This window comes from Streptomyces soli, assembly GCF_003999195.1.
Taxonomy (GTDB): domain Bacteria; phylum Actinomycetota; class Actinomycetes; order Streptomycetales; family Streptomycetaceae; genus Actinacidiphila; species Actinacidiphila soli.
The window spans coordinates 38,462-64,045 of the sequence record NZ_RJVR01000306.1 but is presented as its reverse complement, the minus strand read 5'-3'; the positions used below and the strand labels follow the sequence as shown (position 1 = coordinate 64,045).

Below are 25,584 nucleotides of genomic sequence, written 5' to 3'. Positions count from 1 at the left end.
CAGGCCGATCGCGAACTCCTCGGCGCCCTTGGCGCTGGAGGGGTCCAGCCCGGCCTGGCGCGCCTGCTCGTCATCGAGGAGCACCGACACCGCGGCGGCGCCGGCGTTGCCGGTGCACGAGCCGAGCGCGTCGACGTCCTTCGCCCCGGCGGCGACCGCCGAGACGGCGATGCCCTGCGCGAGAAGGTCTTCCTGGTCCAGGACCGGGATGCGCGGGGCGTGCGCGGCAGGCTTGAGGACGGCGCCACGGTGCTCGTGGAGCCACTCCAACGAGCGGGCGTCGAGGACCTGGTGGCGGCCCAGCCTGGTGTGGTGCGCGTAGCGGTGGGTGAGGGTTCCGTGAGTCAGAGGCACGTCCGGTGCCGTTTCTCCCCCGCGCCGGACGAATAGGCGATGCTGCGGCGCAGGCCCGTTACGGGCCTACGCCCATCTTGGTGGACAGCCACAGCTGCAGCAGCATCAGCAGCGGGCCGATGACCGCCGACACCAGCCACTTGCGGGTGTTCGCCGCCTGCTGCTGGTCGGCCTCACGGGCGCGGGCCGCGGCCGCCTGCGCTTCCTCCATGGCCACGATCCGCTGGTTCACCAGGCGCTGGTCGGCCTGGTACACGTCCTTGGTGACCATCTGCTCGAAGCGGGTGCTCATCGCGGCGAGGTCGCCGCGCAGGTCGTCGCGGAGCTGCTTGATGCCGTCGCTCTGGTCTTCGCGTAGCTGCTGCAGTGCGCGGTGCAGCTCCCACAGGGTGGGCTCGGCGCTCGGCGGCTGCGTCACCGCGCACTCCTCAAGTTGGCGTGCCCCGCGCCGCTCACGATCCTACGGGCACGGGGCGACGCCACGTCAGCTCAGACAGTTGGCCGGCGGCGGCTCGTTGCCACTTAACGGCGACGGTGATGTGGACGCCGAGGGTGCGGGCGAGGATCGCGGCGGGCAGTTCGGTGGCGCGCTGGAACAGTGCGGTGGAGCGGGTTTCGGCGAGCCGGATGCCGAGCTTGCGGAGGCGTTCGCCCGACTTCGGAGGCACCAACCCTAGCCCTCCCAGGCAATGCACGGGCCCTGATGGAGCAGCCCGGGCTCGTTGTTCCCGAAGGTGATGACGGGCACCGTGGGGAGGCGTTCGAGGCGGTGATGTCAAGCCAGAGGCCGTCGTCGGGGTCCGGCATGCATAGGCTGCCGGTGACGCGCACGACGCTGCCGGGCTGCAACTCCGTGAGGACGACGCGGGCCTGGTCGGGGTCGTTGACGGCGCAGGGGTGGACCGGTTCCGTGGCCGCCTCCACGGGGGGAAGACGACCAGCCGCAGGCGGGCTGTGCTGCTCTGGGCGTCGCCCGGGACGATCTCCTGGAGCAGCGCCCCGCCCAGCAGATACCGGTCCCCGGACAGGAAGAACATCCCCATCGTCGCCCCGGCCCCGATGTACGCGAAGACACCCCACCCATCAGCGGCTTCTTTCGACCCGTACGGTCCGCCACCGCTCCGGCCAGCGGCATCACGAAGACGGACAGCAGCACGGAGGCGGAGATCGCGTACGCGAAGTACGACCCGGCGCGGACTGGTATGCCCAGGGGGTGGACATAGCCGTCGGCGTCGGCCGCGGCCTTGGCGACGGTGGTCAGATACGGCCCCAGGAAGACCGTGATCACGCTGGCGGAGAAGACCGAGTTCGCCCAGTCGTAGAAGTACCAGCCGTGCTGCTCCCGCCGCCGCTCGCGGGCACCGGCGACGTTCGGAGCCGCTTCCTCGGTGCCGGCTCTGTCCCGTGCCTCGCTCGTGTCCACCCGTTGCCACCCCGCCGTCACGCGTGCCGATGTGACCGGCCATGATGCCACCGATTACCCGCCGGTACATGGCTGCCCCCGGGCGCCTTACGGCGGCCCGGGGGCAGGGCGGTCAGAGCTGGATCGCGGAGGTCCGCAACGATCAGACCTGGCCGCCGTTCATGCGGCGACGGCGCACCAGGTAGATGCCGCCGCCCGCGGCGGCCGCGAGCAGCCCGCTGCCGATCGCGGTCTCCATGGTGTTCAGGCCACCAGCCGAGCCACCCAAACCGGTGCGCGGGCTGCCGGTCGGCGTGCTGCCCACCGCCGAGCCAGCCAAGGTGCCGCAGTTGGCATTGCCGAGGCCGCCCAACTCGCCGCCGAGGCCGCCCCCCTGGTCGCCGCGGAAGCCGTGCTCGGCGTGGAAGTGCTCGCGGAAGCCTTGCTCGCCGTGGAAGCCGTCCTCGCGGTGGTTGGCCCCAAACTGATTGTCGTGACGGCCGCCACCCCCGCCCCAGCCACCGTCGTCGTGCTTCCAGTTGCTGCCGCCGTCCTGCCCGCCGTCCTGCCCGCCGTCCCACGAGTCGACGGTGTTCTTGCTGTCGGAGGAGCCGGCTGCGGAGCTGCTCTGGTCGTCCAGAGTCTGGTCCTGGTTGTCCCGGTTGCCCGGGGCGGTCATTTCTTGCTTCTGCTGGTCACGACGGTCAAGGTTGTCACGGCCGTTGTCACGGCCGTTGTCACGGCCGTTGTCCCGGCTGTTGTCCCGGCTGTTCTCGCGGCCGAAGTGGTTGTCCTGCCGCCCGTGATCGGTGAGGTCCTCCCGCCTCTCGTCGTCCCTCCAGGTGTAGGGCCTGCCGCCCCACGAGCCGCCGTCGCACGGGTCGAAGCGGCCGGGGAGCGTGCCGCCGGAGTGGTGTTCATAGAAGTGGTGGTCTCTGAAGTTGTTGTTGTGGTTGCTGTTGAAGTTGTTGTTGTGGTTGTGGTTGTGGTTGTTGTTGTGGTTGCTGTTGTGGTTGTGGTTGTTGTCGTTGTCGTTGTTGTTGTCGTTGTTGCGAATGACGGTGAGAAACGCTGAGTTGCTCCCGGGGGCGTCCTCGCAGACGAGGTTCACCGTGTGCTGTCCCCGGGTGGCGTCTTCCGAGACAGTGAAGGTGCGAATCTGATTGGTCTGATCGAAATTCACCTGGGCGTTGAGGGCGTCACCGGAGACTGATCCCCTGAGGCAATCCGTCGCGAAAGCCACGCTGTCGCCGGCTTCAGCCCGATTCGGGGTGAGGGTGAATGTGGGCGCCGCGAAGGCATAGGTGGCCGGAAGCATCACGGCGGTCGTGGTGAGCACCGCCCCTGCCAGAATGCGTGCAACACGCATGAGTTGAACCTCCTTGTGGACGGGGCAGGTGGGATTGCTTCCCTCGAGACGAACTGCGACCGCGTCCTTGTGATCCATTGCGCGGGCGCCCTGGCCGTCCCGCATTTCGGGAAGAGCTCCTCCGTACACCCGAACGGACCATCGGATTTGCCCGGGCGACCACATAACACCAGGTCGCAGCGGGTGCGGCCGCTCCGTAGGAAGCGTTTAAAGATCGCGGTCGAACGGGTGACGCGCCATCAGGGACGACCCGACGTGTCGTCAGGAGTCGGTGTCCCGGACAGCTGCCGCGACAACGTCCGCGTACAGCCGCGCGCCTGACGGACGCGGATGGATCCGGTCGCTCCACAAGCCCTCTGGGTAGCGGGAGATGGCCGTGGACCAGTCCGCCAGCACCGCCACGTCCTGGTGCCGCCCAACGCCTCGCGTGAGGGCCGTGTTGACGCGGGACTCCCAGGAGCGGGGGACATGCACGTTGACGAAGACCACGGCCCGCCCGGACCCCGCGATGCGCAGGATCCGCTCAAGGGTGCGGGGGGTGAAATCGCCGTTCGTACCGAGCCCCACCACCACGACCCGCCGCAGTCTTCCGGCCGCCGCCAGACGCGCCAACTGCTCTGGCGCAGAAGACATTTGACGTCCCACCACGGCATCCACGTAGATGCCCGGGAACCGGCTCTCCAGGGCGGCCGCCGAGGCCAGCATCACCGAGTCGCCGACAGCGGTGACGTCGCCCCCGCTCAGCGATGCGACCCGCTGTGGCGCGGCCGAGGACGCAGGCGCAGCCGGCGAAGAGCCGGAAGACGGCGCAGGGGGAGTCGGCCGCACCGCGATGGCCCGCCGGCCGGCCGCGATCTGGGCCTCCAGGCCGCCCCCGGACGGCGCCCGCGACACGCCGACGTAGGCCGTGCCGAGCACGGCCAGACCGGTCATCGCCGCACCCAGCACCAGCCGTGGCCGCCGCGCCCCCGCCGCCCGTACGCGCCCGCTCACCCGTTCGGCCCAGGCGCGCACCCCCAGTCGCAGCAGCGGCTCCTCCAGCGCCCGGTACGACACCGCCGCCAGGCCCACCGGCACCACCAGCGAGACCAGCCTGCCGGAGGCCGAATCGGCCACCCCGTCCGCCGCGTTGGTCAGGCAGGCGAGCACTGGCCAGTGCCACAGGTAGACGCCGTACGAGCGGCGCCCCAGCCACACCAGCGGCGCCCACCCCAGCGCGCGGGCGACGGTACCCGGCGTACAGGCCGCCACCGTCAGCGCGGCGGCGGCGAGGCAGACGCCCACCAGGCCGCCCCGGTACAGGAAGGCACCGTTCCCGTCGGCGAGGACCGCCGTGAGGGCCAGCCCTGCAAGACCGGCCGCCCCCAGCGCGTCGATGGCCCGGACGTACTCCGGCCGGCGCAGCGTGCCGGCCCGGGTGAGCGGCAGTACCAGCGCCACGGCGGCGCCGAGCAGCAGGCCGCCGCCGTGCGTGTCGGTGCCGTAGTACACCCGGGAGGGCTCGGAGCCGGGCTCGTACAGCAGCGCCATCGCCGTGAAGGACGCCAGGGCCAGCATCGCTGCGCATGCCGCCTGCGCCCGCTGGCGGCGAAGGAGGCCCATCACGACCCACAGCAGCAGCGGCCAGCCCAGATAGAACTGCTCCTCCACTGACAGCGACCACAGATGCTGGAGCACCGGGACCGCACCGAACTGGGCGAAGTACATGTCGTGTTGGGCCAGCTGCCACCAGTTGCTGCGGTAGGTCAGCGCCGCGGCCACCGCCCCCCGCAGGCCGTCCCAGGCGTCCCCGCCGGTGAGGGTGGCCGCGCAGGCGGTGACCGCGAGCACCAGCCACAGCAGCGGCAGCAGGCGCAGGGCCCGCCGCTTCCAGAAGGCGCCGAGGCGAATCCGGCCCGACCGCCAGTGGTCGGCGGCTAGCAGACTGGTGATCAGGTACCCGCTGATGACGAAGAAGAGATCGACACCGAGAAAGCCGCCCCGCAGCCATGGCGCGTGCACGTGATAGACGACAACGGCCGCCACGGCCAGCGCCCGCAACCCGTCCAGCCCACGGACGCGCCGGTATTCAGTGCTCATCGGTCCACGGTCGTCCACGGTCGTCCCCGGCCGCTCGCGACCCACGCGGGTCTGCTCCGATTGCCCAAGGCCTGTTACCCGCGTTCACCTGATCGGGTGGTGCCCCGTTCGCCACCTCTGATCGCGGACTGTCGCTGTCGCCCTTATCGTCGTATATGACGGACTATCATCTAATGTCGGACTGGCCGTAGCTGAAGGACAGTAAGGACAGCGATGCAGCGTTCTCCCGGGGGCCACCCTCCCGTACCGCCACGGCATGCGCTCCGCAGTACGCCCAGAGCGCGGCAGCGGCCTCCGGTCCGGTTCACCCGCCGGGGCCGCCGGGTCGTGATGGTGGCGGTGGGATCGGTGGTGCTGACCGGCGTGGTGTTGATGGTCGACGGCCTTGACGGCTCCGGCGGCCCGCCTCAGCCCACCGCCGCGTCGGCCGCCCTCTCGGGCGGCGCGGAGGGCGGCGGGACCAAGGAGGCGGTGCCGCCGCTGCCCGACGCGCAGCCCATGCGCATCCGCATCCCCAAGGTCAGCATCGACGCGCCCCTGATGAACGTCTCCCTCGACAAGCAGAAGACCATCGAGGCCCCGCCACCCCAGTACAAGAACCTCGGCGCTTGGTACAAGGGCTCCGCGTCACCCGGCGCCAAGGGCACAGCGATCGTCGTCGGCCACGTCGACAACGAGAGCGGCCCCGCCGTCTTCTACGGCCTGGGAGCGCTCAAGAAGGGCGCCAGGATCGAGGTGTCCCGCGCCGACGGCACCACCGCGATCTTCACGATCTACGGCATCGAGGTCTTCGCCAAGAAGGACTTCCCCGCCAAACGCGTCTACGGCGACACGGCCCGCCCCGAACTGCGGGTCATCACCTGCGGCGGCACCTACACCAAGGCAGGCGGCTACTCGGGCAACGTCGTCGTCTTCGCCCGCATGACCGGACACAAGTGACGGTTCCGCCATCGCGAAGACCCGAAGGAAGAACTGGGCCAGCGGCCCGATCGCCAGCGCGTACGCCACCGTCCCGACCCCGACCGACCCGCCCAGCGCGAAACCGCCCACGAGCACCGTCACCTCGATCCCGGTACGCACCAGCCTGACCGAGCGGCCCGTGCGCGCGTGCAGCCCCGTCATCAGGCCGTCGCGTGGGCCGGGCCCGAAGCGCGCCGTGATGTAGAGGCCGGTGGCCACACCGCTGAGCACGATCGCTGCGGCCAGCAGCGGGACCCGTACCGCCAGCGCGTGCGGCTGCGGAACGAACCGCATCGTGGCGTCCAGGGAAAGCCCGACCACGAAGACGTTCGACACCGTCCCCAGCCCCGGGCGCTGCCGCAGCGGCCACCACAGCAGCAGCACCGCCGCACCCACGACGACGGAGACAATCCCGATGCTCAGCCCGGTGTGCTTCGACACCCCCTGGTGCAGCACGTCCCACGGATCCAGTCCCAGCCCCGCGCGCACCTGCAGAGCGGCGCCCGCGCCGTACAACACCAGCCCTACGTAGAGATGTATGACCCGGCGTCCCATGCGGTGCCCTGTGCGCGACGTCGATTGGCCCTGCATGGCGAACCCCCACTGGTCATTGCGGCGACGATCGTGCCACCCTGTGGCCTGTAGGCACTCCCCGGCCATGGCCAATTCGCGGAAGGTGGACTGGAAGCGATGTCTGAGTGGACCGCATCCGTGGGGGCCCCGCACCTCGCCCGGCTTCTCGAGCCGAGGCCGTCGCGTGCCGCCGGCCGTCGCATGCCCGCCTACCGCAGCCTCGCCGACGGCATCCGGGTCCTGGTGCTGGAGGGTCGGATCCCCGTCGCGGCGCGGCTGCCCGCCGAGCGCGAACTGGCGCTCGCCCTCGGCATCAGCCGCACGACCGCCGCCGCCGCGTACGAGGCGCTGCGCGCCGGGGGCTTCGCCCGCTCCCGGCGCGGCGCCGGCACCTGGACCGCCGTCCCGCAGGGCCACGGTCTGCCGACCCGGAGCATGGAGCCGCTGCCCCCGGACGCCGCGGGCACCGTCATCGACCTCGGTAACGCCGCCCTCCCGGCCCCCGAGCCCTGGCTCTCGCGTGCCATGCAGGGGGCCCTGGCCGACCTGCCGGCCTACTCCGCCACCCACGGCGACTTCCCGGCCGGCCTCCCCGTCCTCCGCGCGGCCATCGCCGAGCGCTACACCGCCCGAGGCATCCCGACCCGGCCCGAGCAGATCATGGTCACCACCGGTGCGATGGGCGCCATCGCCGCCGCCGCCCGCCGCCTGACCACCCCCGGCGAGCGCGTAGCCGTCGAGTCTCCGAGCTATGCCAACGTCCTGGAACTGCTACGCGAGAGCGGCTCACGCATCGTCCCGGTCGCCCTGCGCGAGCGGCTCGCCGGCTGGGACCTCGACGCCTGGCAGCGCGTCCTGCGCGACGCCGTGCCGCGCATGGCCTACGTCATGCCCGACTTCCACAACCCCACGGGCACCCTCATCGACGACGACCAGCGCCGCGCCCTGGTCGAGAGCGCCCGCGCCGCCGGCACCGTCATCATCACCGACGAGAGCATGGCCGAACTCGCCCTGGAGTCGGAGGACACCCCACCGCGCCGGATGGCCGCCTTCGACCGTGGCGGCACGGTCATCAGCGTCGGCTCGGCCAGCAAGGCCATCTGGGCCGGTCTGCGCATCGGCTGGGTCCGCGCCGCCCCCGACGTCGTACGCCGCCTGGTCAGCGCCCGCGCCTACCTCGACCTCGGCTCCCCGGTCGTCGACCAGCTCGCCGTCGCCTGGCTGCTGCGCACCGGCGCCTGGGACGAGGCCGTCGCCACCCGCCGTGCCCGGGCCCGCGAATACCGCGACGACCTCGTCGCCGCCCTCCGCGACCAGCTGCCCGAGTGGGACTTCTCCGTCCCCTCGGGCGGCATGACCATGTGGGTCCGCACCGGCGACGTCTCCGGCTCCCGCCTCGCCGTCGCCGGCGAACGCCTCGGCGTCCGAGTCCCCTCCGGCCCCCGCTTCGGCATCGACGGCGCCTTCGAGTCCTACGTACGCCTCCCCTTCACCGTCGGCGGAGCCGTGGCCCGCGACGCGGTCTCCCGTCTGGCGGCTGCGGCCCAGGCCGTGCGGCACGGCGGCGGCACGGAGGGAGAGGGCGCGGGCCTGTTCGTGGCGTGACGTCAGCCCGCCGAACAGCCCGTCCGGCGTTCGAGGATGCAGCCACTCAGTGCTCCAGCTTGAGGTCGGCCCGGCCCCGCACCCGCTCCTCGGGCGCCGCCACCTCAATGATCTCCTCGGCCGCCGGAGCCGTCCCGGAAGCCGTCGTGGCCGGCAGGAGCGCAAGCACCGCCTGCCGGTCCGCCTCGCTGGTCTCCTCGTCGTACGGATCCGGCGTCGCCGGCACCTGGAGCCGCAGCACCGGCCCCGACCCGAGCCGTACGTACCCGCGCCCGGCCGGCACCGTTGCCGCCGAGGTCGTGCACTGCGGAGCCCCGAGCACCAGCCGCGTCTCCTCGGCCGAGACCGCGCCGAGCACGACCCTCGCCCTGGTGTGGGCGACGATCACGCCGCACAGGGCCTCCGCCGAGTCGAGCGAGTCCGCGACCGCCACCGTCACCCCGGCCGCCCGGCCGTGCCGCAGGGGCACGTCGAGCAGTTCCTGCGGGTCCTTCCGGCCTTCGGCATGGGCGAGCTGGGTGAGCGCGGTCGGCCGGTCCGCCAGGATCCACAGCGGACGGCGGGTGTCCTCGGGGGCGGGCCGTCCCGCCTGGCGGGCGCGGTTGACGGCGATGAGCCGCCGCTCGGTCTCGTGCGCGGCCCACTCCAGGGTGGCCAGCGTGCCCGCGAGGCCGCTCTCCACGGCCAGGACGCCCGGCCGCCCGATGAGGCACGCGTACTCGCCCGTGCCGCTGCCGTCGATCACCAGGATGTCGCCGTGCGCCAGCGCCTGCAGGGCGATGGAGCGCAGCAGCGTGGTCGTGCCGGTGCCGGGCCGGCCGAGGGCCAGCAGATGCGGTTCGCCTGAACGCGGGCCGGTGCGCCAGACGACCGGGGGAGCGTCGCGGAGTCCGTCGCCGTCGGCCACCGGCACGGCGCGCTGGACGGCGTCGGGGTCGGTGAAGCCGAGCACCGTCTCGCCGGGGGACATCACGAAGTGCTGGGCGGCGATGCCGGTGGACAGCGGCGGCAGCGCGGTGAGGGTGAGGCGGTTCTCCTCCTCGTCCCAGTCGAAGCGGTACTCGCGGCCCCGGCCGGCCTTCGCGTGCAGCACCTGCTCGACCCGGACCCTCGACTCGGCCTCGCCGTCGGTGAAGTACGCCGGGTACCGCAGGTGCAGCCGGACCAGCCGGCCGTCCTCGAACTCGTACGAGGCGAAGGCTTCCTGCCAGTCACCGTCGTGGCTGTACAGGGGGCTGGGGTCGCCGGGGTCGGACAGATACGGCACCAGCGCGTCGTACAGCGACTTGAGCCGGGCGGTCTCGGCGTCGCTGGGCCCGGTCGGCTCCGGGGTGCGGTCGCGGCCCATCCAGGCGGCCGAGCTCATCAGCGCGATCAGTGCCAGGTAGGGGCCGTACGGGAACAGCACGACGACCAGGCCGATGGCGGCCAGGAGCAGCAGCGCGGGACCGCGCCGGTCCTTGGGGGTCCGGGTCCACCAGCCCCGCAGCCAGCCGAGCTGGCGGCGCAGCCCCCGCAGGATGACCAGCAGCGGGTGGAGCACGTCGGTCGCGCTGTCAGCCGTCGTACGCGCGAAGTCGCGTCCTTTGGCCAGCGAGGGGCGGCCACCGTCGACGAGGCGGCCTACCGAGGGGCGGCTGCCGTTGAGAATGCCCGGGAGGGGACGCCTGGCCACGTGGTGCTCCAGAGGTTCGTTACGGGACGGGCCCGGAGCGGCAGAAGCGCGCCGGGCCCAGGGGTCTGGCCGTACGGGACGACCTGGCTACAACTTGATCCCGCCCAGCAGGCTCGCCAGGCTGGCTCCGCCGGCCTTGATGCTCGGGGCGATGGCGGAGCCCGCGAGATAGAAGCCGAAGAGAGCGCAGATGATCGCGTGGGACGCCTTGAGTCCGTCCTTGCGGAAGAACAGGAAGACGATGATGCCGAGCAGGACGACGCCTGAAATGGACAGGATCATGGGGGTTACTCCTGTGTGATGGGGACTGTCACCATGAGTCCTTCCATGCTCACAGAAAGTAATAGATTATGGAAAGCGGCAAACGGGTGATTTGTAGAATATTTCGCCCAAGCGGCTGCTTTGCCGTGCTCCGTCAGGATCATCGCCGCACCGGGCCGCCCTCATGCGGACCGTCGCGCCGACGGAGCAGCGAAGTCGCCCGAACGGGTGATCATCCCCGCTAATCTGCCGCCATGGCCCCCTTAACGGAGCACGAACTGGCACAGATCAACATCGCCCGCCTCAAGGCCCCACTGGACTCTCCACAGCTCGCCGAATTCGTCGCCGGCCTCGACCCGGTGAACGCCGTCGCCGACGCGGCCGAGGGCTTCGTCTGGCGCCTCCAGAGCGACGAGGGCAACGCCACCGACATCGGCGTCTTCGGTGACGAATGGCTGATTGTCAACATGTCGGTATGGCGGGACGTCGACTCGCTGAAGGCCTTCATGTACGACGGCCTCCACCGCGACCTGCTGCGCCGCCGGCGTGAGTGGTTCGAGCGCCTCCACGAGGCCGTCACCGCCCTGTGGTGGGTGCCGGCCGGACACCGCCCCTCCGTCGCCGAGGCCGAACAGCGGCTGCTCCACCTGCGGAAACACGGCGCCACCCCGCACGCCTTCACCCTGCGGGAGATCCACCTCGTAGGGTAGAAGCAGCGGCAGTACAGACCCCCGACGCCCCTGGAGCGAGGAACGATGAGCGAGCCGACACACGACACAGAGCCCGCGCACGACCCCGAGCTGCTGCAGCTCGCCGCCAAGGTCTTCGACCTCGCCCGGCAGGGCGGCACCGACACCCTCGCCGCCTACGTCGACGCCGGCGTGCCGGTCAACCTCACCAACGACAAGGGCGATTCGCTGCTGATGCTCGCGGCTTACCACGGCCACGCCGACGCCGTCACCGCCCTCCTGCAGCGCGGCGCCGACCCCAACCGCGCCAACGACCGAGGTCAGACCCCCCTCGCCGGCGCCGTCTTCAAGGGCGAGGACGCCGTCATCCAGGCCCTCGTCGACGGCGGCGCCGACCCCACCGCCGGCACCCCCTCCGCCGTTGACACCGCCCGCATGTTCGGCAAGGACGAACTGCTCAAGCTCTTCGGCGCCGCATGACGGGCAACGGCGCGGAACCCCTGCGCATCGGCATCCTGGGAGCCGCCCGCATCGCAGAGCGCGCCGTCGTGGACCCCGCCCGCACGACCGGACACCGCATCGTGGCCGTCGCTGCCCGTGACCGCGGCCGCGCGGAGGCCCTCGCCGAGGCGCACGGCGTCGAGCACCTACGGGACTCGTACGCCGAGGTCATCGAGGACCCGGCGGTCGAGGTGGTCTACAACCCGCTGGCCAACAGCCTGCACGGGCCGTGGAACCTCGCCGCGGGCTTCGAACCAAGGCCGCCCATGTCGCATTGACGGATCAGCTGACGGATCAGAAGCCGCCGCCTCCGCCCCCGTCACCGAAGCCCCCGCCGAAACCTCCGTCGAATCCGCCGCCGTCCCCGAATCCGCCGTCAAAACCGCCGCTGCCGCCGTCGTAGCCGTCCCCGCCGTACCCGTAGCCATAGCCGCCGCCGAGCGAACCGCCCAGCAGCGTCCCCGCCAGCAGCCCCGGCAGGAACATCGAGCCATACGACCCGAAGTAGCCGCCCGCCCACGGTGCGTACGCCTGGCCCGCCTCCCAGTACGGGCGGCGCTCCCCGCCCACCGGCACCGTGCGCACCGCCGGGTCGGCGCCGTCAGCCAGGCGTGCCGTGTCGGCCGCGCACACCGGCACCGTGCGCGGCGTGCCGCCTTCGGGTGCCCACTCGGCGTCCTGCACCGACGGGCCGTGCCGGGGGTCGAAGAAGCACGGCGGGCGCCGCTCGGGCAGCGGAAGCCCCTTGCGCCGGGCGTCGAGGACCGCGAGGGCGAAGCGGCCCTCCTCCAGGGCCTGACTCACCCCGCGTACGTCCTCCGGGCGCCGGGCGGCGGCCGAGCGTGCCTTCGCCGTCTCATAGGCGTCCAGCGCGCGGCCGTAGTCCTCCAGCATCTCGGGCGTCGCCTCAGGGTCGGAGGGCACGAAGTCCAGCCGGTCCAGGGTCTCCCCGTAGGCGGTGATGTCCTCCTCAACCGCCCCTCGCACCTGCTCCAGTTCGGCCCGCTCCCGCTCCTGGCGGCGCCCGGTGTTCCTGCGTACGAGCAGCAGTCCGCCCCCGCCGAGCAGCACCACCACGGCGCCCAGTGCGATCAACGAGCCCACGCCGCCCACGCCGCCCACGCCGCCCGTGCCGTGCGACTGCCGGCTGCCCTGGTCCGAGCCGCCATTGCCGGCCGACGCCGCCACATCCGCCACGAAGCCGTCCAGGATCGCCGAGGGGTCTCCCGGGTGGGCCCGCAGATTCCGCTGGGCCAGCGCCTGGGCCGTGCTGCCCGGAAACACCGAGCTGTCCGAGGCCGCGCCGAAGTGAGAGCCCAGCGACACGGCGTACACGCCCGGACGGCCCACCGCTGATCGCAGCCGGTCGAAGACCTTGTTGCCGCCATAGGCCGGGTCGTCCGGGAGGACGGCGACGTAGATGGGGACTCCGGTGTCGCGGATGCGCTGCGCCAGATCGTGGGCCTGGGTGGAGGACAGCTTTCCGGAAGCGGCCGGGTCGACGTAGACCGGGCTGGTGCGCAGCGCCTTCGCGACCGTCTCGATGCTCGTCGCGGCATGGGCAGAGCCGGAGGTGAACAGCGCGGCCACCAGCACCAGCACGGTCGCGGCCACGACAAGCACAGCCCTCCGCGTCCCCTGCGCGATCACCGACATACCGGTCATGTACCCAGATTTCACCATGCCAGTGCGGTCAGAGGCTCGCGGCCCATCGGCCGGCGGTTGAACCTGCCGGTGACCAGCATTTCTCGGGACGAGGCCGATGGCCACTTCGGCCTCCTCGGCGCCATCGTCTCGATGGACAGCCCGGCCTCCAGCGCCTGACCCAGAAGCAGTTGGGCTGGCAGTCCACGCAGCCCGGGCTGATCGCGGACCTGGAGAAGGGCCACTACTTCACCGAGCAGTGATCACCAGTTTGCGGCAGCCGCACATGCGGGCGGCCGCCGTAAGCCAGTCAATCGTCTCGGGAACATCACCATGATCCAGCGCCGGTATCGCCATCCCGGTCGCGAGCGTCGGGATGACCACAGGGTGCTGCGCGGGATCCTGTTCGTGCTCTACACCGGCATCCGGTGGAGTTCCTACCGCAGGAGCTGGGCTATGGCTCAGGCATGACCTGCTGGGGCGATTGGGTGACTGGCACGACGCGGGGTCTGGCAGTGTCTGCACGAGGTGCTGCCGAGCTACGCGCCGCTGGCTTCCGGACGTCTCCCGAGCGGCCGGTCGACGGCTCGGATCTGCGCGCGATGCCCGTCGTGGTGGGCTTGTCCAGGTTGAGATGGCATCGTGTGCACCTGTTACGTCGCCCTAGAGCTCACCGTCGTGAACTGAGGCAGGCGCGCCATGATGGCCCGGATGTCGGCGTCATCCGAGACGCCCTGGAAGTCGTGGCGCGGCGTGTAGGGCGCTTCGAGCGCGTGGATCTCCTCGTCGCTCAGCTTGATCGCGAGCGAGGCGACCGCGTTGTCGATCTGCTGCGTCGTGCTCGTCCCGACGAGGGGGGCGGTGACGACCGGCTTGCTGTGCAGCCAGGCGAGGGCGACTTGTGCGCGCCCGACGCCCCGAGCATCCGCGATGCGTCCGACGGCGTCGACGATGTCGTGGTCGGATGCTTCGGTCAGTGGCGTGTACAGCATGTCGGCGAACCCGTCGTTGCTGCTTCGCGCGGTCGACTTCGCGTCTGTCCACGCGCGGGCGAGGCGCCCCCGGGCCAGCGGGCTCCAGACGATCGTGCCGACGCCCTCGTCGAGGCACAGCGGGATCATCTCGCGCTCTTCCTCGCGGGCGAGCAGGTTGTAGTGGTCCTGCATTGACACGAAGCGGGCCCAGCCGTGCTCGCGTTGGAGGTGCAGCGCCTTCGCGAACTCCCAGGCCGGCATCGACGAGGCGCCGAGGTAGCGGACCTTGCCGGCCTTGACCAGGTCGTGGAGCGCCTCGAGGGTCTCCTCGAGCGGGGTCGAATGATCGTTGCGGTGGATCTGGTACAGGTCGATGTAGTCGGTGCCGAGGCGCTTGAGCGAATGGTCGACCTCGGTCATGATCGCCTTGCGGCTCAGGCCCTTGCCGTTCGGGCCCGAGCGCATCGGATTCCGCAGCTTGGTCGCGATCACGACGTCGTCGCGGTTCGCGAAGTCCCGCAGCGCGCGGCCGAGGATCTCCTCACTAGAGCCCTGCGAGTAGATGTTCGCCGTGTCGAAGAAGTTGATTCCCTGCTCAACGGCGTGCTTGATGAGCGGGCGGCTCTCTTCCTCACCGAGCGACCAGAGCGGGTGGCCGCGGCCGGGCTCGCCGTAGGTCATCGCGCCGATCGCTATCGGCGAGACATCAAGGCCCGTGGTGCCGAGCTTGACGTAGTCCACGATGGTCTTCTCCTGTTAGGGGTGTGGGATTACGGAGGATTCTGCACGATAAAGTCAAAATTGCCGCGAATGCGCCATAGCAAGCCCGGACGTCGGATCAGCTCATCCCGGCTAGTCAGAACACGCGGTCAGCCGCGAACGCTGCAGTCACGACATCATCAGATGCCTACCGTCGTCTTGCCGCGTGCGCCGCCCGCGGTGATCCGCGCCAGTGCTTCGGGAACCTCGTCCAGCGTGACGGTCTGCTGGATGGGGACCGTGATCCTCCCCGACGCGGCCTTGGCGGTGATCCGGTCGAGTAGGTCTGGCTTGTCCTGCATCACGAAGTGGATTACGGTGATCCGTTCGGAGGCGAGCAGCTCTGGTGTCGCGGTGAAGGTCGCTGACACAGCCGTGCCGCCGTCGCGCACGAGTCCGGCGTATTCACTGAAGCGGGCCTGGTCGCGGGTGAGGTCCAGGAGGGCGTCTATCCCGTCGGGATGGGTCTTGCGGACCTGCTCGGCTATGCCGTCGGCCGTGTAGTCGATCGTCTGAGCGGCGCCGAGTTGCTGGATCCACCGGTCGGCGTCGGGCCGGGCGGTCGCGATGACTTCCGCGCCGCAGGCGGCCGCTAGCTGGACGGCGAAAACGCCCACCCCGCCGGTGGCACCCACGATCAGGACCGACTGCCCGGCCTGCGGGCCGATGGCGTCGACAGCGCCGAGCGCGGTCATGCCCGCGGTCGGCAGCGCCGCCGCGATTTCGGCGGGCATGCCGTCCGGGACACGCTGGAGCGCCCCGCTGTCCGGGAATTCCGTTACTACGGCGTACTCAGCGAACGTGCCGTTGCCCAAGGGTGCGCGGAAGAACTGACCGTGCACGGTGTCGCCGGGCTTGAGTCCGCGCACTGCTTCCCCTGCCTTCGCTACGCGGCCCGTGCCGTCCACGCCCAGGACGAGTGGGTACACCTGCGGCATACGGTCCAACAGGCCCTCGGCGATCCCCACGTCGATCGGGTTCACCGACGCCGCCGCCAGTTTGACCAGGATTTCTCCTGGCGCCGGGCGGGGGACGGGGAGCTCCATCAGTTCGGGCGTGTCACCGGTCTTGCGCACCGCGATAGCACGCATGGCTCATCTCCTGTTCTTCGGCTGGTCTACTGCCTCGCCCCGGCCGCACTGACTGTGCCGGGCGCCGGCGGATGGTGGCTCCCAGTCAACTGGGCGCGGCGGAGGACCTGAAGGACCGATCCGATCACCGTTGATACCCTGTGAGTATGAAAGAGTTGGAGGTGCGCCAGCTCCGGTATTTCGTCGCGGTCGCGGAAGAGCTGCACTTCGGGCGCGCGGCCGAGCGGCTTGATATGGCGCAGCCGCCGCTGTCCCGCGCGGTCCGGGAGCTGGAGCGCCAGCTCGGTGTGCTGTTGCTCAAGCGCACCACGCGCCAGGTCACGCTCACGCCAGCCGGGAGAGTCCTGCTGCAGGACGCCCGGACCGCGCTCGACGCGATCAGCGCCGCTGGCCGGCGGGCCCGGCACGCCGGCGAGACCACGCCGCGGCTGCGGCTCGCGCTCAAGGCTGACATCGACGGCGGCCTGCTGCCGCGGATCCTCGACGCGTATGCCGGGGAGGAAGCAGCCCTGCCGGTCGAGCTGGTGCTCGGCCCGTTCGGCGAGCAGGCGCAGGCGGTGCGCGACGGCCGTGCCGACGCCGGGCTGCTGCTCAGCCCCTTCGATGACCGCGGCCTGGACTACGAGCCGCTGGTCACCGAGCCGTTCCTGGTCGCCATGGCGGCTGCCGACCCGCTGGCTGCCCAGCCGTGCCTGCGCCTGGCCGACCTGGCAGGCCGGAGCCTTCCCGGCGGATCTCCCGCGGACCAGGGCGTCGCTCCCGGCGCGCACGGCTCTGCCGGGGCACGCGACCATCAGCCCAGCCCAGCCGGGAACGACGCGCCCGCGGCGAGCGAAGCGCGAAGCGCCTCGGACTTGCCAGAGATCTTCAGGCTCGTCGAGCTTGGCAGCATGGTCTGCTTCTTCCCCGCCTCGGTCGCCTGGCGGTATCCGCGGCCCGAGATCGCCTACCGGCCGGTCAGCGACCTGGAGCCAGCCACCCTGGCCGTGGCGTGGTCGCAGGCCTCGCACTCGGCAGCCGTCGCCGCCTTCGTCCGTGCGGCCGTCACGGTCGCGGCCGCCGCCCAGCCAGAAGCAGGAAACACCACAAACGGCAGCTAACCTCATCGCTCAGGGCCCCGGTGTTCTGCGTGGATGTCCTGCTTCGTCATGAGGGTCTGGACGGTCTCCGGTGTAATTGATGATCAAGGAAGAGACATCAAGTGACTGACACCGAGACCGAGCCTGTGGGTGCCGACGATCAGGCGGCACCGTTGTGGGAGGCCCCGGCGGTCGGCAGAAGCTGATCGACCAGTTCGTCGAGCAGGCCCGGAGTAAGGGGCTGCAGTTGACTGGTGAGGGCGGCTGCTGCAGCAGCTGACCAAGACGGTTCTGGAGTCCGCTCTAGAGGGCGAGATCACCGACCATCTCGGCTATGACAAGCACGATCCGGCGGGCAAGGACGGCGGCGACAGCCGTAACGGCACCAGGTCCAAGACGGTGCTGACCGATATCGGCCCGGTCGAGATCGACGTGCCCCGCGATCGGGAGGGCTCCTGCGAGCCGGCCATCATCAAGAAGCGGCAGCGGCGGCTGACCGGGGTCGGCGAGGTCTGGCCCCGAACCGTTGTACAAATATGTGTGGTTCACCTGCTGCGGGCATCGTTCAGGTACGCGGCCCGCCAGGAGCCACCTGTCGGCGACCTGGACTGCGGCGGGTGCTCCGAGTCGGGAGCCCTCGGCGGCGGGGCAGTGGCTCGCGAGCCACTGGCTGTGCGAGCTGGGGACGACCCGGTCCCGGTTGCCGTGCAGGAAGAGGACCGGTGCGAGCTCTGCGGCGGCGCGCTCCACGAGTGCCCGTACGTCTCGCAGCAGGGCGTTGTAGGTCTGCGTGTCAGCATGAAGGTGCAGGTGGGAGCTGCCTTGCGGCTTCTTTGTCTGCGAGAGGGTGTTATGGGGTCTATACCTGTTTTGCTCTTGGGGTTGGGTGAGGTTCGCTGGTCGCGGGTTTTGTAGCTGGTGCTACGGGTGGGGCTGGGCGAACAGGCCGGGCAGGGTCTGTCCGGCCGCCTGGCCCGAGCCACGTAGGCTGGCTCGAATAGCTGTCCGCCAGCTGTCCACGGACAGCGGTCCGCAGACCGGGAAGGCCGTCGATGTTCGCCCTGCACGCTGTGTGGAGAGCGGACCGCCGCCTGGCACTGTGGGCCGAGGACTCCCTGCTGCCGCCCGACGGGTATGCCTGCGCCCCGGAGACCGTTGCCCAGCTTCTGGGCGGCACAGGGCCCGGCCTGGAGTGGCTGATGACCAAGGCCGCCGAGGACGTGACCACCCTGCTCCTGCCGACGCAGAACGGCGCGCCCCTGCTGTCCCCCGAACTTGGCCGCGCCGTCCAGGGCCCGCGCGCGGCGGTGACCCTCGCCCCGTGGCGGGTGCCCTCGCTGCTCCTCGAACCCGGTGAGGCGGCGCAGCTTCTCGGCGAGCTGTATGCCCCCGGGAAGCCGTTCCTGCCCACCCAGCTGCCCGCCGAGGGTCCGGTCGACGTACCGTACGGCGCTTCGCTGCGCTGGCTCACCGCCATCCATGACCTGGCCTGGCGGTTGGTCGGACGCGGCCAGGTGCTGCCGGCCGTGGCCACCGAGGACGGACGGCCGTACGCACGGTGGCGCCCGGTGCCGGACGGCGACGGATGGCGGGAGACGCGGGAGTTGACCGCGGCGGTCCCGCCGGTCTGCCGCGCCGAGCGCAGCTCCGGCCACCCCGACGGCCGGGCGGCCGGGGAGCTGGTGGCCGACCTCCTGGACGTCCTGGCCGACTGCGAGGCCCGGGCGGCGCTGGAGGACGAGCCGCCGCTGCTGCGCCCCGGCCGGGTACGGAGCCCGGACGGCGTGCCGGAGGCGTGGCTGCGGGCGCTCGGCTCGTACAGCGGCCGGGTCGAGGGCGCCGACGCCGCCGCGCTCGCCGGGCTGCGTGACCGGCTCGACGCCTGGTACCGCTCCGAGGCCCCGGCCGACGAGCCTCTGCGTACCTGCTTCCGGCTCGGCGAACCGCTCGGCCCGGACCCCGCCGACCCCGACGGCGACCCCTCGGACGACAACTGGCGGCTGGAGTTCCTGCTCCAGGCCACCGACGAGCCCTCGCTGATGGTCGCCGCCGACGCCCTCTGGGCGCCGGGTCCTGGCCTCAGCGCGCTGGAGCGCAAAGCACCGCGCCCCGGCGACGCTTTCCTGGACGGCCTCGCCCGCGCGGCCCGCCTCTGGCCGCCGCTGCGCGAGGCCCTGCGCTCCAGCCACCCCACCGCCCTGCGTCTCGACCGGGCCGGCGCCCTGGCCTTCCTCCGCGACGCCGCACCGGCCCTCGCGGCCGCCGGCCACGGCGTACTGTTGCCGACGTGGTGGCAGCGCCCGGCCGGATTCGGACTCACCCTGGGCGTGCGGACGGCCCAGCCCGGCCTCGTACATGACCGCAGTCTGCTCGACCGGGACCGGATCGTGGCCTTCCGCTGGCGGGCCGCGATCGGCGACCAGCCGCTGACCGAGGCCGAGCTGACCGAACTGGCCGCCGCCAAGCAGCCGTTGGTGCGGCTGCGCGGCCAGTGGACCGAGGTCGACCCGGCCCTGATCGCCGCCGCCCTGGCCTTCCTGGAACGGCAGGGGAGCGGCACCATGGCCGCCGGCGAGGTGCTGCGCGTAGCCCTGGACCCCGACGCCACGGTGGGCGGGCTGCCCGTGGCCGGGGTCAGCGCGGACGGGCGGCTCGGCGACCTGCTGGCCGGCACCGCCGACCACCGCGTCGACCCGGTCCCGGTGCCCTCCGGATTCGGTGCGACCCTGCGCCCGTACCAGGAACGCGGCCTGGACTGGCTCGCGTTCATGTCCCGGCTCGGCCTGGGCGCGGTCCTCGCCGACGACATGGGGCTCGGCAAGACCGTGCAGACCCTCGCCCTACTGGCGGTGGAGCACGCGCAGGGCGCACCCGGCCCCAACCTCCTGGTCTGCCCCATGTCCTTGGTCGGCAACTGGCAGCGCGAGGCGGCTAGGTTCGCCCCGATGCTGCGCGTCCACGTCCACCACGGCTCGCAGCGCCTGTCCGGCGACGCCCTGCGGCGGGCCGTACAGGGAGCGGATCTGGTCGTCACCACGTACGGACTCGCCGAGCGCGACGCTGCCGAGCTGCGGGCCCTGCAGTGGCGGCGGGTCATCGCGGACGAGGCCCAGCACATCAAGAACTCCGCCACCCGCCAAGCCGTGGCCGTCCGTTCGCTGCCGGCCACCCACCGGATCGCCCTCACCGGCACCCCCGTCGAGAACCGGCTCGCCGAGCTCCACGCCGTCCTGGACTTCGCCAACCCAGGCCTCTTCGGCTCGGCCGCCCGCTTCAAGGAGCGCTGGTCCATCCCGATCGAGCGCGACGGCCACAGCGACACTGCCGCCGAACTCCAGCGACACACCCGCCCCTTCATCCTGCGGCGCCTCAAGAACGATCCGGCCATCGCCCGCGACCTGCCGGAGAAGGTCGAGATGACCGTCAACTGCGGCCTCACCGCCGAGCAGGCAGGCCTCTACCGGGCCGCCGTCTCCGACATGCTCGCCCGCATCGCCGAGAGCCGCGGCATCGAGCGCAAGGGCGTCGTGCTGTCCACGCTCACCAAGCTCAAGCAGATCTGCAACCACCCGGCGCAGTTCCTCCACGAGCCGTACGAGGGCGCCTCTGCGCGCCTCGCCGGCCGCTCGGGCAAGCTGGAACGCCTGGAGGAGATCCTGGCCGAAGCCCTCGCCGAGGGCGACAAGGTGCTGTGCTTCACCCAGTTCGCCGAGTTCGGCCGGCTGCTCCACGGACATCTGGCGCGGCGGCTCGGCCGCGAGGTGCTCTTCCTGCACGGCGGTGTCCCCAAGCACGCCCGTGACGCGATGACCGCCCACTTCCAGGACCCCGCCGGGCCACCGGTCTTCCTGCTCTCCCTCAAGGCCGGCGGCACCGGGCTCAACCTCACCGCCGCCGCCCACGTCATCCACCTCGACCGCTGGTGGAACCCGGCGGTCGAGGACCAGGCCACCGACCGCGCCTTCCGGCTCGGCCAGCGCAGAAACGTACAGGTCCGCAAGTTCGTCTGCGCGGGCACCATCGAAGAGCGCATCGACGCGATGATCGAGGCCAAGCGGACCCTCGCGGGCTCGGTCGTCGGCGACGGCGAGCAGTGGCTCACCGAGCTGTCCACCGACGAACTGCGCGACCTCGTGGAGCTTTCGGCCGACGCCGGAGAGGAGTCCACGTGAGCGCGCACGAGGCACGGCACGACAGGCCGCTCGCCGACTGCCTCGAGGACTTCTGGGAATGCGCCGACGACCTCCCGCGCGACCGCGACCCCGAGCCGCCCGACCCCGCCCCCGACCGCCTCGGCTGCTCCGGGATCACCGTCCGTGGCCGTGACCTCGCGGCCGTACTGCGGCCCGCCTACGACGCCTTCACACGACGAGCGGACGTGTCATCGGACTGATCGGCGCCGGGAGTTCGGTCGCGCCCATCAGATAGCGGTCGACGGCCGCCGCCGCCGACCGGCCTTCCGCGATGGCCCAGACGATCAGCGACTGGCCCCGCCCGGCGTCGCCCGCCACGAACACCCCGTCGGCGTCGGTCGCGAAGTCCTCGTCGCGGGCGATCGTGCCCCGCTCACCCACCCGCACCCCGAGCCCGCCGATGAGCTCGCCGTCCCGCTCGACTCCGTCGAACCCCAAAGCCAGCAGCACCAGTTGTGCCGGAATCACCCGCTCGGTCCCGGTCCGGGGCGCGCGACCGCGTTCCTCGACCTCGGTGAGATGCAGTGAGGACACCTGCCCGTTCGCGTCGCCCTCGAACTGCAGCGTCGACGCGCAGAACATCCGTACGTCTCCCTCGCGAGTCGGCAACGGGACACCCCGCCGCGCCAGGTCCTCGCCGGCGGCCAGTGCCAGTTCCAGGGCCTCCTCATGGGCGGGGGAGACCCGGTACACCTTGGGGTGGATGGGCCACGGCTCGTGCTCCGCCCGGTCCTCGCCCGGCCGGGGGTTGATGTCCAGCTGTACGACGGAGGCCGCGCCCTGCCGAAGCACGGTCCCCAGGCAGTCGGCGCCGGTGTCCCCGCCGCCTACGATCACCACGTCCTTGCCGGCGGCGCTGACCGGGGATGCCGCCATGTCGCCGTCGCACACCCGGTTGGCCAGGGTCAGATACTCCATCGCCTGGTGAATCCCCGTCAGTTCTCGCCCGGTCAGCGGTAGTTCCCGCCAGGAGTGCGCCCCGATCGCGATGACCACGGCGTCGTACCGCTGCCGCAGCCCTGCCGCGTCCAACCCGCCGCCGACGTCGGCGCCGGTGCGGAACTTCGTACCCTCGGCGCGCATCTGTCCCAGCCGGCGGTCCAGATGGGCTTTCTCCATCTTGAACTCCGGTATCCCGTACCGCAGCAGGCCGCCGAGCCGGTCGGCCCGCTCGTACACCGTCACCGTGTGCCCGGCCCGGGTCAGCTGCTGCGCGCAGGCCAGCCCGGCCGGCCCCGAGCCGATCACCGCCACCGTACGGCCCGACATGCGCTGCGGGGGCCTGGGCGGGACGTATCCGCGCTGCCAGGCGTCATCGGCGATCGCGACCTCGACGTTCTTGATCGTCACCGGGTCCGCGTTGATCGCCAGCACACACCCCGACTCGCAGGGCGCCGGACACAGCCGCCCGGTGAACTCGGGGAAGTTGTTCGTCGCGTGCAGCCGGTGGCTGGCGGCCTCCCAGTCGTCCCGGGACACCAGGTCGTTCCACTCCGGGATGAGATTCCCCAGCGGGCACGCGTCATGGCAGAACGGAATGCCGCAGTCCATGCACCGGTCGGCCTGCGCCCCGATGATCGGCAGCAGCGCCTGCCCCTGGTAGACCTCGTGCCAGTCCCGCACCCGGTCCTCGACCGGGCGGCGGGGCCAGGTGCGGCGGGGGGTCTTGAGAAAGCCCTTGGGGTCGGCCACGGCGGCCTCCAGCAGCGGGGAGAGCCGATCGGACGTTCTCTCGCCACGATACGACGCATTTGGCCGGTTTGTGCGTACGCCGCTTACCGCCTTGACCGCCCCAGGGCCGCCGCCACGACCACGTACGGCACGGCCGCCAGCGCGAACAGCGGCCCGGGGCCCGTCCACCGCGAGCCGGCGGCGTACCCGGCGAAGATCATCACCGCCACCACCTCCGTACCGAAACCGGCCATGGACGTCACCGTCGCCCGCGACCCGTCCGCGATCCGCTCCTGGAGGCGGGCGTCCGCCGCCACCGTCGCCCACTGGAACACCCCGAAGGCCACCGCCACCAGGACCATCCCCGCCGGCCGCCCGCTCATCGCCCCCACCGCCAGGCAGCACGCCGCCACGGCCAGCGCCGGCGCCGCCGCCCGCCCCTGGCCACGCCCGGCCAGGAAGCCGCCGACCGTGACCCCGGCCGTGACCAGCAGCACCAGCACGGGTGCGACCGCCGGGCCGACCCCGGTCGACCGGGCGAGCAGCGGTACGTACTCGTCCATCGCGTCGAACCCCGACAGCGCCGCCACCAGCACCAGGCACCGCCGCGCGCCCGGTGAGCCCCGCACCTCGGCGAACCCCTCCCTCAGCACCGCCACGAGGCTCTCATCCGGCGTCTCCTCCCCTTGTCCCCGGGACTCCGGCAGCGCCATCGCCACCGGCACCCCGAGCAGCGTGGCCGCCACACTGGCGATCCCCAGCGTCCGGTAGCCGCCCGCGGCCAGCACGGGTCCGGCCAGCGCGTCCGCCGCCAGCACCGCCGTCGTACCGACCGCCCGCGCGCGGCCGATGAGCCGGGCGTACGAATCCCGCGCCTGCGCCCGCGACAGCTCCTCGTACACCAGCGCCTGGAGCGTGCCCGAACGCAGCGCACTGCCCGCGCCCCACAGCACGAAACCGGCCGCGAACGACGGATAGCAGGGCAGGAACGTCCACAGCGCGAAGCTGGCGGCGGACAGCAGGGGCGCGAGCGTCAGCAGGCGCCGGCGCGAGTACACATCCGCCCAGAGTCCCGACGGCACTTCCAGCACGAAGCCGGTGACCGACCAGATGGCGAAGAGCGAGGAGATCTCGGCGACCGACAACCCGGTCTCGGCGAAGAGCACCGCGTAGACCGGGTACAGCAGCACGAAGTCGTCGAAGAACGCGTAGGCGTAGAGCCGGCGCGCGAGGCGAGCCTGATGTGAAGGTCCCTGCGGTGAAGGTCCCTGCGGTGAAGGTCAATGTCGCCGTGTCATACCGGAAGGGTACGGCGCGAGCGGGGCCGTTGTCAGTCCCCTCCGGTAGCGTCGGCGACACTGAAAACAGACGGTCGACAAGGCGGTCCCCGATGAGTGAGCTCACTGCGGAAAACCACGAAGCGGCAGGCGCCCCAGCGGGTGTCGAGCGGCAGATGGAGCGGCATCGCGTCGAGCTGACCGCCTACTGCTACCGGATGCTGGGCTCGGCGTTCGAGGCCGAGGACGCCGTGCAGGAGACGCTGGTCCGGGCCTGGCGTGGCTACGACCGCTTCGAGGGCCGGGCCAGCCTGCGGTCGTGGCTGTACCGGATTGCCACCAACGTGTGTCTGGACATGGCCAAGAGTAGTCAGCGCCGGGCCCGCCCCATGGATCTCGCCTCGCCGTCGTCGGCCGCCTCGCCTCTGGACGTCGGGCTGCCCGAGGCCACCTGGATCGGCCCGGTCCCCGACTCCCGCGTCCTCGGCGACGGGGGCGATCCGGCCGAGCAGGCCGTCGCCCGTGAGTCCGTACGGCTCGCCTTCGTCTCCGCGCTGCAACGGCTCGCGCCCCGGCAGCGGGCGGTGCTCATCCTGCGCGAGGTGCTGGCCTGGCGGGCGAGCGAGGTCGCCGACCTCCTCGACACCTCCGTCGCCTCCGTCAACAGTGCCCTCCAGCGGGCCCGCGCCACCCTCGGCGCCGACGGCGAGCCCGCCGCCACCGACCCGGCGCGCCCGATGGACGACGCCCAGCGATCGCTCCTCGCCCGCTATGTCGACGCCTTCGAGCGGTACGACCTCGACGCCCTCACCGCCCTCCTCCGCGAGGACGCCACCCTGTCCATGCCGCCCTACCGGCTGTGGCTGCGCGGCACGTCCGAGATACGGGCCTGGTTCCTCGGCACGGGCAGCGTCTGCCGCGGCTCCCGCCTGGTCCCGCTCACCGCCAACGGCACGCCCGCCTTCGGGCACTACCACGAGGGCGGCGTGCCCTGGGCGATCCAGGTCATCGACGTATCAGACGGGCGGATCACCGGGATCAACTCGTTCCTCGACACCGAGCGCCTCTTCCCCCTCTTCGGCCTCCCCGACCGGCTCGACCCATAGCGGCAGGATCCCGTCGAGTCCCGTCAGCGCCAGTAGCTCCCGTAGCCGGTCGGACGCGCCACGCAGCCGGATCCGGTACCCGAGCCGCCGCGCCGCGAGCTGCAGCCGGGCGAGTGCCTCGACGTCGCCGAGCGACGGGTCGGTGACAGCTCCCACGTCGCAGACCACCTCCGCCGGATGGTGGCCGCGCGGCACGGCGCGCAGGCGCGCGGCCAGCCGCGCCGCGTTGGCGGGCGCGAGCGAAGGACCGATGGCCAGTACAAGGGTGTCCACAACAAGAAGACGGCGCGGGCCGCCCGGACTCATCGGCCGCAGGTCGACT

20 protein-coding genes and 6 pseudogenes are annotated in these 25,584 nt (G+C 71.6%); 11 read left to right on the top strand and 15 right to left on the bottom strand.

The genetic code is table 11. From position 1 onward, the window contains the following. The 6 genes and pseudogenes from EFK10_RS34780 to EFK10_RS34755 form a co-directional block, all read right to left on the bottom strand. On the bottom strand, positions 1-354 hold a 354-nt coding region (locus tag EFK10_RS34780), incomplete at its 3' end, for a hypothetical protein (RefSeq protein ID WP_164836270.1). A 58-nt stretch (positions 355-412) separates the two neighbouring features. Next, a complete protein-coding gene (locus EFK10_RS34775; RefSeq protein WP_127359623.1) occupies positions 413-772 on the bottom strand; it encodes a hypothetical protein in 360 nt (119 codons plus the stop codon). Positions 773-806: 34 nt separating this feature from the next. Next, positions 807-1,022 carry a hypothetical protein gene (locus EFK10_RS34770; RefSeq protein ID WP_206305712.1) on the bottom strand — a complete coding sequence of 72 codons (216 nt, stop codon included), beginning with the start codon at positions 1,020-1,022 and terminating at the stop codon, positions 807-809. A 321-nt stretch (positions 1,023-1,343) separates the two neighbouring features. After that, positions 1,344-1,777: pseudogene (locus EFK10_RS34765) on the bottom strand (MFS transporter); the annotation flags it as partial. A 142-nt stretch (positions 1,778-1,919) separates the two neighbouring features. Then, entirely contained in the window at positions 1,920-3,125 is a 1,206-nt protein-coding gene (locus EFK10_RS49000; protein WP_127359622.1) for a hypothetical protein, read from the bottom strand. Between the two features lie 261 nt (positions 3,126-3,386). Continuing rightward, entirely contained in the window at positions 3,387-5,204 is a 1,818-nt protein-coding gene (locus EFK10_RS34755) for an acyltransferase family protein (RefSeq protein ID WP_127359621.1), read from the bottom strand. Between the two features lie 330 nt (positions 5,205-5,534). On the opposite strand from EFK10_RS34755, the gene EFK10_RS34750 reads away from it, so the two are divergent. Beyond that, a complete protein-coding gene (locus tag EFK10_RS34750; protein WP_240677658.1) occupies positions 5,535-6,143 on the top strand; it encodes a class F sortase in 609 nt (202 codons plus the stop codon). Here the strand turns inward: EFK10_RS34750 and yczE are convergent. Further along, positions 6,144-6,755: pseudogene (gene yczE / locus EFK10_RS51230) on the bottom strand (membrane protein YczE); the annotation flags it as partial. A gap of 99 nt (positions 6,756-6,854) precedes the next feature. Here yczE and yczR point away from each other — a divergent pair. Next, positions 6,855-8,342 carry a MocR-like transcription factor YczR gene (gene yczR / locus EFK10_RS34740; protein WP_127359619.1) on the top strand — a complete coding sequence of 496 codons (1,488 nt, stop codon included), beginning with the start codon at positions 6,855-6,857 and terminating at the stop codon, positions 8,340-8,342. A gap of 46 nt (positions 8,343-8,388) precedes the next feature. On the opposite strand, the gene EFK10_RS34735 is transcribed toward yczR, so the two are convergent. Together EFK10_RS34735 and EFK10_RS34730 are read right to left on the bottom strand one after the other, a co-directional pair. Next, a complete protein-coding gene (locus tag EFK10_RS34735) occupies positions 8,389-10,017 on the bottom strand; it encodes a hypothetical protein (RefSeq protein WP_407647216.1) in 1,629 nt (542 codons plus the stop codon). Positions 10,018-10,104: 87 nt separating this feature from the next. Continuing rightward, a complete protein-coding gene (locus tag EFK10_RS34730; protein WP_127359618.1) occupies positions 10,105-10,299 on the bottom strand; it encodes a hypothetical protein in 195 nt (64 codons plus the stop codon). Between the two features lie 233 nt (positions 10,300-10,532). On the opposite strand from EFK10_RS34730, the gene EFK10_RS34725 reads away from it, so the two are divergent. The 3 genes and pseudogenes from EFK10_RS34725 to EFK10_RS34715 all read left to right on the top strand — a co-directional run. After that, positions 10,533-10,988 carry a DUF3291 domain-containing protein gene (locus EFK10_RS34725; protein ID WP_127359617.1) on the top strand — a complete coding sequence of 152 codons (456 nt, stop codon included), beginning with the start codon at positions 10,533-10,535 and terminating at the stop codon, positions 10,986-10,988. A gap of 45 nt (positions 10,989-11,033) precedes the next feature. After that, positions 11,034-11,447 (top strand): ankyrin repeat domain-containing protein, encoded by a 414-nt coding sequence (locus tag EFK10_RS34720; protein WP_127359616.1) that lies wholly within the window; start codon positions 11,034-11,036, stop codon positions 11,445-11,447. Beyond that, positions 11,444-11,713, top strand: a pseudogene (locus EFK10_RS34715) (Gfo/Idh/MocA family oxidoreductase); the annotation flags it as partial. The gene EFK10_RS34720 and the pseudogene EFK10_RS34715, both read left to right, overlap by 4 nt. 49 nt (positions 11,714-11,762) lie before the next feature. Here EFK10_RS34715 and EFK10_RS48020 read toward each other — a convergent pair. Further along, the gene (locus EFK10_RS48020) at positions 11,763-13,151 is read right to left on the bottom strand and encodes a hypothetical protein (protein ID WP_164836268.1); all 1,389 of its coding nucleotides are present in this window, start codon (positions 13,149-13,151) and stop codon (positions 11,763-11,765) included. Between the two features lie 300 nt (positions 13,152-13,451). On the opposite strand from EFK10_RS48020, the pseudogene EFK10_RS51225 reads away from it, so the two are divergent. Further along, positions 13,452-13,646 (top strand): annotated as a pseudogene (locus EFK10_RS51225) (transposase); the annotation flags it as partial. A gap of 119 nt (positions 13,647-13,765) precedes the next feature. On the opposite strand, the gene EFK10_RS34695 reads toward EFK10_RS51225, so the two are convergent. Further along, entirely contained in the window at positions 13,766-14,827 is a 1,062-nt protein-coding gene (locus EFK10_RS34695; RefSeq protein ID WP_127359613.1) for an aldo/keto reductase, read from the bottom strand. Positions 14,828-14,985: 158 nt separating this feature from the next. After that, positions 14,986-15,936: an NADP-dependent oxidoreductase gene (locus EFK10_RS34690; RefSeq protein ID WP_127359612.1), complete on the bottom strand. Its 951-nt coding sequence runs from the start codon at positions 15,934-15,936 to the stop codon at positions 14,986-14,988. A gap of 146 nt (positions 15,937-16,082) precedes the next feature. On the opposite strand from EFK10_RS34690, the gene EFK10_RS34685 reads away from it, so the two are divergent. The 4 genes and pseudogenes from EFK10_RS34685 to EFK10_RS34665 all read left to right on the top strand — a co-directional run bounded on the left by EFK10_RS34685 (position 16,083) and on the right by EFK10_RS34665 (position 21,408). Next, positions 16,083-17,036, top strand: a complete 954-nt coding sequence (locus EFK10_RS34685) for a LysR family transcriptional regulator (RefSeq protein WP_127359611.1) — start codon at positions 16,083-16,085, stop codon at positions 17,034-17,036. A gap of 154 nt (positions 17,037-17,190) precedes the next feature. Continuing rightward, positions 17,191-17,528: pseudogene (locus EFK10_RS34680) on the top strand (transposase); the annotation flags it as partial. Positions 17,529-18,067: 539 nt separating this feature from the next. After that, positions 18,068-21,187, top strand: a complete 3,120-nt coding sequence (locus tag EFK10_RS34670; RefSeq protein ID WP_127359610.1) for a DEAD/DEAH box helicase — start codon at positions 18,068-18,070, stop codon at positions 21,185-21,187. Continuing rightward, positions 21,184-21,408 (top strand): hypothetical protein, encoded by a 225-nt coding sequence (locus EFK10_RS34665; RefSeq protein WP_127359609.1) that lies wholly within the window; start codon positions 21,184-21,186, stop codon positions 21,406-21,408. Before EFK10_RS34670 ends, EFK10_RS34665 begins: the two co-directional genes overlap by 4 nt. Here EFK10_RS34665 and EFK10_RS34660 read toward each other — a convergent pair. Further along, positions 21,377-22,900 carry a glutamate synthase subunit beta gene (locus EFK10_RS34660; protein WP_127359608.1) on the bottom strand — a complete coding sequence of 508 codons (1,524 nt, stop codon included), beginning with the start codon at positions 22,898-22,900 and terminating at the stop codon, positions 21,377-21,379. The two genes, EFK10_RS34665 and EFK10_RS34660, sit on opposite strands and share 32 nt — an antisense overlap. Positions 22,901-22,983: 83 nt before the next feature. Then, positions 22,984-24,072 (bottom strand): annotated as a pseudogene (locus tag EFK10_RS34655) (MFS transporter); the annotation flags it as partial. A 197-nt stretch (positions 24,073-24,269) separates the two neighbouring features. Here EFK10_RS34655 and EFK10_RS34650 point away from each other — a divergent pair. After that, positions 24,270-25,262, top strand: a complete 993-nt coding sequence (locus tag EFK10_RS34650) for a sigma-70 family RNA polymerase sigma factor (RefSeq protein WP_127359606.1) — start codon at positions 24,270-24,272, stop codon at positions 25,260-25,262. Here the strand turns inward: EFK10_RS34650 and EFK10_RS34645 are convergent. Next, entirely contained in the window at positions 25,173-25,535 is a 363-nt protein-coding gene (locus tag EFK10_RS34645) for an STAS domain-containing protein (protein WP_240677656.1), read from the bottom strand. The genes EFK10_RS34650 and EFK10_RS34645 overlap by 90 nt on opposite strands. Between the last annotated feature and the right edge of the window lie 49 nt (positions 25,536-25,584).

Coding starts and splice junctions, on each gene's coding strand:
- EFK10_RS34730 (WP_127359618.1), bottom strand. CDS start 10,299: ATGATCCTGTCCATTTCAGGCGTCGTCCTGCTCGGCATCATCGTCTTC.
- EFK10_RS34725 (WP_127359617.1), top strand. CDS start 10,533: ATGGCCCCCTTAACGGAGCACGAACTGGCACAGATCAACATCGCCCGC.
- EFK10_RS49000 (WP_127359622.1), bottom strand. CDS start 3,125: ATGCGTGTTGCACGCATTCTGGCAGGGGCGGTGCTCACCACGACCGCC.
- EFK10_RS34685 (WP_127359611.1), top strand. CDS start 16,083: ATGAAAGAGTTGGAGGTGCGCCAGCTCCGGTATTTCGTCGCGGTCGCG.
- EFK10_RS34755 (WP_127359621.1), bottom strand. CDS start 5,204: ATGAGCACTGAATACCGGCGCGTCCGTGGGCTGGACGGGTTGCGGGCG.
- EFK10_RS34720 (WP_127359616.1), top strand. CDS start 11,034: ATGAGCGAGCCGACACACGACACAGAGCCCGCGCACGACCCCGAGCTG.
- EFK10_RS34690 (WP_127359612.1), bottom strand. CDS start 15,936: ATGCGTGCTATCGCGGTGCGCAAGACCGGTGACACGCCCGAACTGATG.
- EFK10_RS34650 (WP_127359606.1), top strand. CDS start 24,270: ATGAGTGAGCTCACTGCGGAAAACCACGAAGCGGCAGGCGCCCCAGCG.
- EFK10_RS34670 (WP_127359610.1), top strand. CDS start 18,068: ATGTTCGCCCTGCACGCTGTGTGGAGAGCGGACCGCCGCCTGGCACTG.
- EFK10_RS34750 (WP_240677658.1), top strand. CDS start 5,535: ATGGTGGCGGTGGGATCGGTGGTGCTGACCGGCGTGGTGTTGATGGTC.
- yczR (WP_127359619.1), top strand. CDS start 6,855: ATGTCTGAGTGGACCGCATCCGTGGGGGCCCCGCACCTCGCCCGGCTT.
- EFK10_RS48020 (WP_164836268.1), bottom strand. CDS start 13,151: ATGGTGAAATCTGGGTACATGACCGGTATGTCGGTGATCGCGCAGGGG.